The 8,466-nt window shown below is 63.2% G+C and carries 8 protein-coding genes; 5 read left to right on the forward strand and 3 right to left on the reverse strand.

Annotated elements, in window-relative coordinates:
* Positions 1-3: 3 nt before the first annotated feature.
* Both DPM35_RS31385 and DPM35_RS31390 read left to right on the forward strand, forming a co-directional pair.
* Positions 4-381 (forward strand): hypothetical protein, encoded by a 378-nt coding sequence (locus DPM35_RS31385; protein ID WP_112131362.1) that lies wholly within the window; start codon positions 4-6, stop codon positions 379-381.
* A 55-nt stretch (positions 382-436) separates the two neighbouring features.
* Complete coding sequence (locus DPM35_RS31390; protein WP_112131363.1) at positions 437-904, forward strand: DUF2231 domain-containing protein; 468 nt, start codon at positions 437-439, stop codon at positions 902-904.
* Positions 905-1,012: 108 nt separating this feature from the next.
* Here DPM35_RS31390 and mgtA read toward each other — a convergent pair whose 3' ends face one another.
* Together mgtA and DPM35_RS31400 are read right to left on the reverse strand one after the other, a co-directional pair.
* A complete protein-coding gene (gene mgtA, locus DPM35_RS31395) occupies positions 1,013-3,691 on the reverse strand; it encodes a magnesium-translocating P-type ATPase (RefSeq protein WP_112131364.1) in 2,679 nt (892 codons plus the stop codon).
* Between the two features lie 10 nt (positions 3,692-3,701).
* Positions 3,702-4,511: a universal stress protein gene (locus DPM35_RS31400; RefSeq protein ID WP_112131365.1), complete on the reverse strand. Its 810-nt coding sequence runs from the start codon at positions 4,509-4,511 to the stop codon at positions 3,702-3,704.
* 253 nt (positions 4,512-4,764) lie between these two features.
* Between DPM35_RS31400 and DPM35_RS31405 the strand changes: the two genes are divergently transcribed.
* Entirely contained in the window at positions 4,765-6,252 is a 1,488-nt protein-coding gene (locus DPM35_RS31405; protein WP_112131379.1) for a PAS domain S-box protein, read from the forward strand.
* Positions 6,242-6,853 (forward strand): response regulator FixJ, encoded by a 612-nt coding sequence (fixJ, locus tag DPM35_RS31410; protein WP_112131380.1) that lies wholly within the window; start codon positions 6,242-6,244, stop codon positions 6,851-6,853. The genes DPM35_RS31405 and fixJ overlap by 11 nt, the downstream gene beginning before the upstream one ends.
* A 57-nt stretch (positions 6,854-6,910) precedes the next feature.
* Here fixJ and DPM35_RS33255 read toward each other — a convergent pair whose 3' ends face one another.
* Positions 6,911-7,303: a hypothetical protein gene (locus tag DPM35_RS33255; protein ID WP_342633686.1), complete on the reverse strand. Its 393-nt coding sequence runs from the start codon at positions 7,301-7,303 to the stop codon at positions 6,911-6,913.
* A gap of 87 nt (positions 7,304-7,390) precedes the next feature.
* Here DPM35_RS33255 and hemA point away from each other — a divergent pair.
* Positions 7,391-8,466, forward strand: a 1,076-nt coding sequence (gene hemA, locus DPM35_RS31420; RefSeq protein ID WP_112131367.1) for a 5-aminolevulinate synthase, incomplete at its 3' end; no start/stop codon positions are given.

Here is an 8,466-nt window from a genome sequence, read left to right on the forward strand (position 1 = left end):
CGCATGCGGAAGCTGTCAAACCGCTGTCAATCATCGTCAGCCGGCGGCAAGGGGCACATCTCTATCAAGGACCATCGCGCCCGATGGCGGGTGCGCGGAGAAGGATACGAAACCATGCGCAATCTTCCTGTCTTGCTTGTCGCCCTTGGCGGCCTGGCCGCTTTTGTCATACCCGCCGCCGCGGAATCCGACCACGGATCATGCGCGGCCGCACCCGCCGGTTCTTCCGCAACAATCGACCTCGAGTCCATCCCGATGATGAGCGTCACCGGGCCCAAGTCGGTCAAAGGTGTCGGCGACGACGAATGCGGCGACGACAAGCCCGTAGCCGGCAGGCGCAGCGATCGGGAAGACGCGGAATTCGGGGACAGCGACGACTGAGGGCCGATCGAACGTACAACCACCATCACCCTAATCCCCCTGGAGAATATCCGCGATGCCCGAAATTCAGCATATCCACCCTATGCTCGTGCATTTCCCAATCGTGCTCATGTACGCGCTCGTGATCATCGACCTTGCCGCGCTCAGCCACCGCAACGCCGTGACGACGCGCTCGGGCGTGGGGACGATTTCCACCTTTGCCGCCGTCGGGGCGGGGTTGTTTGCCGTCTGCACGTGGTACTTCGGCGGCATGGCCCTCGACCACGCGGAGGCCGCCGGCTTCAGCAGCGGGATAGCGGAAATCCATGAGGGCCTGGGCGGGATCAGTGCCCTGACCTTTCTGGGCTGGGGCCTGCTGCGGCTCGTCCTGTGGGTGCGAAATCGAGAGCTCGGCACGCTGGCTCCGGCCATTCCCGCGATTGAAATAGCCGGCGCGGCGCTGGTCACCGTAACGGGCTATTATGGCGGGCAGCTGGTCTACGACCTTGGCGTGAACGTCACCAAGGCCGCGGTTGGAGGGTGACGTTTCGATGTTCGGCCTCGATCCGCCGCCATACAGGAAGCGCGCCCTTACACTTGTAGACCGGTGCGAGTGGTGCCCTGCGGCGGTCATCGAGCTGCCTCCCCCGGCTTAACCCGCAATGCTGCCCGGTTTGGTCGTGGCTCGATCCAGATGTGGGCCAATCGCTTTTCGTCTGCGCTTGCCGCGGCTGCCATGGGCGAAGAGCCAGCTTTTGGTGACCTCCGACACAAGCACGTACAGCGCGGTGATCGCGAGCAGCCCGGCCAGTACCGGTCCTGCCAGAGGCACGAACCCGAACCAGCTGGCGAACGGGGCAAAGGGGACGGCGATGGAGATGATGCCGACGCCGAGGGTCAGGCCCGCGAGCAAATGGCTGGGACGGCTGCGCCACGGCCTTTTGTGGGTTCGCACGACGAGCACGATGGCAAGCTCGGTGAGCACGGATTCCACGAACCACGCGGTCTGAAACGTGGCTGCCGTGGCATGAACGGCCAGTAGAAGGAACGCGAAGGTTGCAAAGTCGAATAGGGAGCTTACCAGCCCGAAGCTCACCATGAAACGCCTGACGAAACGGATGTCCCAGTGACGCGGCCTGCGCACCTGGTCGGCATCGACATTGTCACCCGCGATCGCCAGAGCCGGGATGTCGGAGAGGAAATTGTTCAGCAGGATCTGCTTGGCCAGCAGCGGCAGGAACGGCAGATAGAGCGAGGCCGCCGCCATGCTGATCATGTTGCCGAAATTGGCGCTGGTCGTGATGGAGATGTATTTCATCGTGTTGGCGAAGGTCTTTCGGCCGTCATCGACGCCCCGCACCAATACGCCCAGGTCGCGCTTCAGCAAGATGATGTCCGCTGCCTCGCGCGCGACATCCACGGCGGTATCGACCGAAATGCCGATGTCGGCTTCATGAAGCGCCGGCGCGTCGTTGATGCCGTCGCCAAGATAGCCGACGACGTGGCCGCTCCGGCGCAGCGCCTCGACAATTCGCTCCTTCTGGTTCGGATCGATCTCCACGAAGAGATCGGTGTGGCGCACACTGGCGAGAAGCCCATTCTTCGTCAGTTTCGACAGGTCTTCGCCGGTCATGATCCTGTCGGACCGGAGGCCTACAGCCTCGGCCAGGTGCGCGGCGACATAGCGGTTGTCGCCGGAAATGACCTTTACGCCAATGCCGCGGTCGGCAAGCGCCGACAGTGTTTTCCGCACACCCTCCTTCGGGGGATCGAGAAAGAGCAGGAAGCCCGCGAATGCCATTCCGGTTTCGTCGTCACGGCTGAAGCCCGCTTTATCCCGAAATCTCCGGATCGCCAGGCCAAGAACGCGATACCCTTGCGCGCCCCAGCGCCTGAATTTGTCGTCGATCGCCTGGCGCTCCGCCGCGCCAAGGGGTGCCAAGCCGTGCGGGCCTTGAACGAAACCACAAGCCTCGACGACGTTCTGGACGGCTCCCTTGGTAATGAGGATCTGTTCGCACGAACTGTCTTGCGCGGCGACGGACAGCCGCTTGCGGACAAAATCGTAAGGGATCTCGTCGATCTTGGTAAAACCGGACAGATCCTCCTGACCATGCGGAGCACTTGCAATTGCCTCGTCAAGGGGATTCTTGAGCCCTGTCTGCAAGGTCGCGTTCAGCCGCGCCCAAAGCAGGACGTCCTTCGAAGCGGTGCCCTCGACATCGAACGATCCATCGAGGTGAATGACGCCCTCCGTCAGTGTTCCTGTCTTGTCGGTGCAGAGCAGGTCCATGCTGCCGAGGTTCTCGATCGCGTCGAGGCGACGCACGATGACGCCGCTGGCGGCCATGGTCCGCGCGCCTTTGGCCAAGGTGACGCTGATGATTGCGGGAAGCAGTTCAGGCGTCAGGCCGACAGCGAGGGCGAGCGAAAACAAAAGGGATTCGATCAGCGGCCGGTTGAGCATCACATTGGCGAAGAACACCATGATGACGATCGCAAGCATGATCTCGGTCATCAGGTATCCGAACATTCTGATGCCTCTGGCGAACTCGGTTTCCGGGATACGCCGCTCCAGGGCTTCAGCGATCGACGCGAACTCGGTCCGCGCTCCCGTCGCGACGGCAAGCACCTTCGCCGTTCCGCTGCGAACCGAGGTGCCGGTGAACACGGCATTGGTCCGTCGCGCGATGCCGGCTTCGGGCGCGGAACGGCCGGGGGATTTCACGACGGGAAAGGTTTCGCCGGTCAGAACGGATTCGCTGACGTTGAAATCCCGCGACTCCAGGACGACACCATCGACGGGGATGAGATTTCCCGCCGACAAGCAGACGACGTCGCCAGGAACGATATTCTCGACATCGACAGTCCGTTCGAAGCTGTCCCGAAGCACGGTGGCCTTGCGGGAGATGCGCTGCTGCAGCGCCTCCATGGCACGAGAGGCCCCATATTCCTGAGTGAAGCTAAGGATACAGCTGGCAAGCACAATCGCGCCGATGATTGCTGCTTCATGACCCTCGCCGACGAACACCGAAACGGCGGCGGCAAAGACCAGGATCAGGACCAGCGGGCTGCGAAACTGTTGCGCGAATACAGCCAATGCCGATCGGTTCGACTGAGGCGCCAGAGCGTTTCGTCCGAATTTGGCAAGCCGGGCCGCGGCATCCGCGCTCAGCAGTCCGGAAGTGGAGGTCTCCAGTAGTCCAACCAGCCGATCTGTCTCAAGCGACCAGTAGGCCTGCTTGGCGATGTCGGGCGCGCGGCCAGTCGACTGCGGTTCGGCGGGCCGGACCGCCGCCCGTTCCGTCGGATCGGCTCCACCGGTGACCATGGCCGACCGATCAGTTCGACAACAGGCGATTGATATTGCTCTCGCCGATGAGCGTGCGTGTGACCCCGCCGAAGGCCCATTCCCGCAGCCGGCTGTGACCATAGGCGCCGGAGACGATCAGATCGGCGTGGATTGAGCGCGCAAACGCCGCCAGCCTGCCGCCATCCGCATCGCCGGCGATCACTTCGGTTCGCGCCATCACGCCATGCTGTTCCAGAAAGACCGCGACGTCGGCGAGGCTGTTTCGCACATCCTCCCCGGACTCGGTTTCCATCGTGGCGACGACCACCTCGTTGGCCTTGGTTAGAAACGGCAGGGAATCCGATAGGGCTCTTCGCGCTTCCCGGCTGTCCTTCCAGGCGACAAGGACGGTCTTGCCCAGGAGGTGCTCGGCATTGCCCGCGGTGACCAGCACAGGGCGACCGGCGCCGAGCACGAGGCTTCCAACGTCGACGGCGCGGAAGACATCCTCCCCGCCATCGGAGGTCACGATGAGATCGGCTGAGCGGGCCGCAAGGCCGAGGGCGCGGGTCGGTCCGCAGATGTATTGCGTCCATTCGCTGCTGACCGAGCCCGGGACGAGCTTCTCGAAGATATCGCGCAATCCGGCAAGGCGCTTCTCGATCTCGGTGCGCTGGATCTGCATGACCTCGCCTTCGTAGACCAGGCCCTCTCCCGTGGACACCAAAGGCGGAACGTCGGCTGCGGCAAGGCCGACGAGGTGAGCATCGAAGCGCTGCGCCAGTTCCGCCGCCAGCTTCACGACCGGCGCGGGGTCTGTATCAACGGCCAGATTGACGATTATCGTTTTATAGGACATGCAGGCACCTCGCCCGGAAAGCGGAATGCCTTGTCACTTGCATTGTGCGAGCCTGGGGCGCCTTGATACAGATCAAATCGTCACAGCGGTGCGGCTGTTTGGCGGGCGGAATGATGAGTGCCAAATCGGCGATCGCTGCTGTTTCTCGATCCGGAGACCGCTCGTGAGCAAGACGGAACAGGGCCGGCCAGAAGCAGCCAGAGCATCGCCACTGGCCGTCGACAGCTTGCCGGACCACGAGCTTCTCGCCCTGATGTTCGACCAAGCTCCGGGTTTCATGACCTTGCTCAGCGAGCCGGGCCATGTCTTTCAGCTGACCAACGCCGCTTACCAGCGCTTGATCGGCCATCGGCAGGTCATAGGCAAGTCGGTTCGCGAGGCCTTGCCTGAACTCGAGGGTCAGGGATTCTTCGAATTGCTCGATCGCGTCAGCCAAACCGGCGAGCCCTATGTCGGCCGCAATGCCAAGATCATCCTGCGCAATGTCCAAACCGGCCTTGCGGAGGAGAGTATCCTGGACTTCGTCTACCAGCCCGTCAGGGCCAGGGATGGCCAGATCACCGCAATCTTTGTTCAGGGCACCGACGTCAGCGACCTGTCGTTCGCCAATGCCGCGCTGCAGCTGCGTGAGGATCACCTGCGTTCGATCCTGGCGACGGTTCCCGATGCGATGATCGTCATCGACGAAGGCGCCAACATCCAATCCTTCAGCACGGCGGCCGAGACGCTGTTTGGCTACAAGGCCGGCGAAGTCGTCGGGCAAAACGTCAAGATGCTGATGCCCTCGCCGTACCGGGAGGAGCACGACATATACATACAGCGTTACCTGACGACCGGAGAACGCCGCATTATCGGGCTCGGCAGAACGGTAACCGGGATGCGCAAGGACGGCTCGACCTTTCCGATGGAACTCGCGGTCGGCGAAATGCATCCGGGAACGGGCCGTTTCTTTACCGGCTTCTGCCGCGACCTGACGGAGCGCCACAGAACGGAAGCCCGGATGCAGGAGCAGCAGCAGGAGCTCCTGCATATGGCGCGTTTCACCGCGCTCGGCGAAATGGCCTCCACATTGGCGCATGAGATAAACCAGCCTCTGACGGCAATCACGAACTACCTGAAGGGCAGCCGCCGTCTGCTCGAGAAGAGCAGGGACGACAATGCCCCAATGTTGCGGGAAGCCGTCGAGAAGGCCGCCGAACAGGCCTTGCGCGCCGGCGACGTCATCCGTCGTCTCAGGGATTTTGTCGCCAGGGGCGAAAGCGAGCGCCAGGTCGAACGCCTGTCGGCGCTCATCGAGGACGCTTCATCGCTGGCTCTGGTCGGCGCCAGGGAGGCGGATGTGCGCGTCAGCTACGATCTCGATCCGTCGGCCGAACTGGTCTTGACCGACCGGATCCAGATTGAGCAGGTCTTGCTGAACCTGATGAGAAACGCCGTGGAGGCCATGCAAGGCGCGCCCCGCCGGGAATTGCACGTCGTCACCAAGGCACGGCACGATGCAATGGTGGAGATCGGCGTGATCGACACCGGCCCAGGGTTGGCGCCCGAGGTTTCAGCCCAGCTTTTCCAGCCTTTCGTCACCACCAAGAAGCAGGGAATGGGAGTGGGCCTGTCCATTTGTCGCACTATCGTCGAGTCGCACGGTGGTCATATTTGGGCAGAGTCGATGCCCGGCGGGGGGACCGCGTTCCGGTTCACCTTGCGTGCCGTAGAGAAGGACGAGGTTGCCCGTGGCCAATGATGTCGTTCATGTCGTCGATGATGACGTCGATGTCCGCAAGTCGCTGGGTTTCCTTCTGGCGACAGCCGACTTTGCCGTGCGCCTGCATGAATCGGCCACCGCGTTCCTGGCACCGGAGCCGAAGGAGATCGACGGCTGCATCGTCACCGATGTGCGTATGCCCGGCATTGACGGCATCGAGTTCCTGCGGCAGTTGAGAGCACGCGGCCTGAGCGCGCCGGTGATTGTGATGACAGGCCATGCCGACGTTGCGCTCGCCGTCCAGGCGATGAAGGAAGGCGCTGCCGATTTCATCGAAAAGCCATTCGACGATCAGGTGCTCATCGACGCCATTCGTTCCGCGCTCGACCACCGAAGCCAGCCCGTCGCGGCGCACCCGCAATCAGTCGAGATTCGAAAGAATCTTGCGACGCTGTCGGAGCGGGAGCGCCAAGTGCTCGACGGCCTTGTTTCGGGACTGCCGAACAAGACGATTGCCTACGATCTCGGAATCAGCCCGCGGACCGTGGAAATCCATCGCGCCAATGTCATGAGCAAGATGGGCGCCAGCAGCCTCTCGCATCTGGTGCGCATGGCCTTGATCGCCGACCCGAAGAGCTAAGGCGCGTCGCGCTGAAATGCGTGCCGCCCAGAAACGCCACACGGGGGGCGGCGCGCATCAGTGCGGATTGTGCAGAGAACCAGGCTGGTGTTCCTCCGGATTCCAGACACGCCAGTGGGTCGGGCGGATGTCGACCCGCGCGCCGGTTGCGACATCCTTCCAGCCTGCCGGCGCCTTCTCACAGGGGAACACAAGCGCGTGCACGCCATCGTTGTCGATGACGGCCAGTTCGAGGTTGCGCCCGGACGGCGCGCTTGCGATCGGATTCCACATTGGGCCAGTGTGATCGAAGATTCGCCTCGCGCTTTGATTTGAGTCACATTTTTCCGGCCAGGAGGTTCCCCGGCGCAAATCGGCGTCCATTGAACGAGCGTGGTTCGGGCAGTTGAAGCCGCTGTCAGTCGCATTGAAACGGTCGCCGGAGAGGCGCCGCGAATTGACATAGCTCAAAGTGAAGTTCTCGCATGCCTCGTATGGTGTCGGCCAGGTAGGTCAACGCGTGACCCAAAACGGATTTCGGCTGCACAGGAGCTCGACATGAATTACCAGCGGTTTTTCGAGGATGCGATCGACCAGCTCCACGCGGAGCGGCGCTACCGCGTCTTCGCCGACCTCGAGCGCATGGTGGGCAAGTTCCCGCGCGCCATCTGGCGTTCCAACGGCCGCGCCCAGGAAATCACCGTCTGGTGCTCCAACGACTATCTCGGCATGGGCCAGAACGAGGATGTGATTGCCGCCTTCCAGGCCGCTGCCGGCAAGATGGGCTCGGGCGCCGGCGGCACCCGCAACATCTCCGGCACCTCCAACCCGCTGGTCGAGCTCGAGCAGGAGATCTTCCGCCACAACGATGTCGCGCATCTGGAAAGCTTGCTTCAGGCTGCGGGCCGCGAGCGCGCCAAGCTGATCGTGTTCGAGAGCGTCTATTCGATGGACGGCGACATAGCGCCGATCAGGCAGATCGTCGAGCTGGCCGAGCGCTACAACGCCATGACCTATATCGACGAGGTGCATGCGGTGGGGATGTACGGACCGCGCGGCGGCGGCATCACCGAACGCGAGGGCCTGGCCGACCGCATCGACATCATCCAGGGCACGCTGGCCAAGGCGTTCGGCACGCTCGGCGGCTACATCACCGGCACAAGTGCTGTGATCGACGCGGTGCGCTCCTATGCGCCGGGCTTCATCTTCACCACCGCGCTGCCGCCGGCGATTGCCGCAGCCACCACCGCCTCGATCCGCCACCTGAAGCGCTCGCAGGCCGAGCGCGACGCGCAGCAGCGCCAGGCCGCCAGAACCAAGCAGGTGCTTGCCGCGGCGGGCCTGCCGGTGATGGCATCGGCCACCCATATCGTGCCGGTGCTGGTCGGCGACCCCGAGCTCTGCAAGATGGCGAGCGACCGGCTGCTTGGCGTGCACGGCATCTATATCCAGCCGATCAACTATCCGACGGTGCCGCGCGGCACCGAGCGGCTGCGCATCACGCCGACACCGTTCCATTCGGACGCACTGATCGCCGAACTGCAGGACGCGCTGGTCGAGACCTGGGATGCGCTCGGCATCCCCTATGCCGGCTCCGGCCGTCCCGCCGTCGCCAAGACCGACCGCATCATTCC

This window comes from Mesorhizobium atlanticum, from assembly GCF_003289965.1.
GTDB classification, from domain to species: domain Bacteria; phylum Pseudomonadota; class Alphaproteobacteria; order Rhizobiales; family Rhizobiaceae; genus Mesorhizobium; species Mesorhizobium atlanticum.

What these genes read in the sequence shown, in the direction of transcription:
- DPM35_RS31385 (WP_112131362.1), top strand. Translation starts at nt 4, where the DNA reads ATGCGGAAGCTGTCAAACCGCTGTCAATCATCGTCAGCCGGCGGCAAG.
- DPM35_RS31390 (WP_112131363.1), top strand. Translation starts at nt 437, where the DNA reads ATGCCCGAAATTCAGCATATCCACCCTATGCTCGTGCATTTCCCAATC.
- mgtA (WP_112131364.1), bottom strand. Translation starts at nt 3,691, where the DNA reads ATGGTCACCGGTGGAGCCGATCCGACGGAACGGGCGGCGGTCCGGCCC.
- DPM35_RS31400 (WP_112131365.1), bottom strand. Translation starts at nt 4,511, where the DNA reads ATGTCCTATAAAACGATAATCGTCAATCTGGCCGTTGATACAGACCCC.
- DPM35_RS31405 (WP_112131379.1), top strand. Translation starts at nt 4,765, where the DNA reads ATGTTCGACCAAGCTCCGGGTTTCATGACCTTGCTCAGCGAGCCGGGC.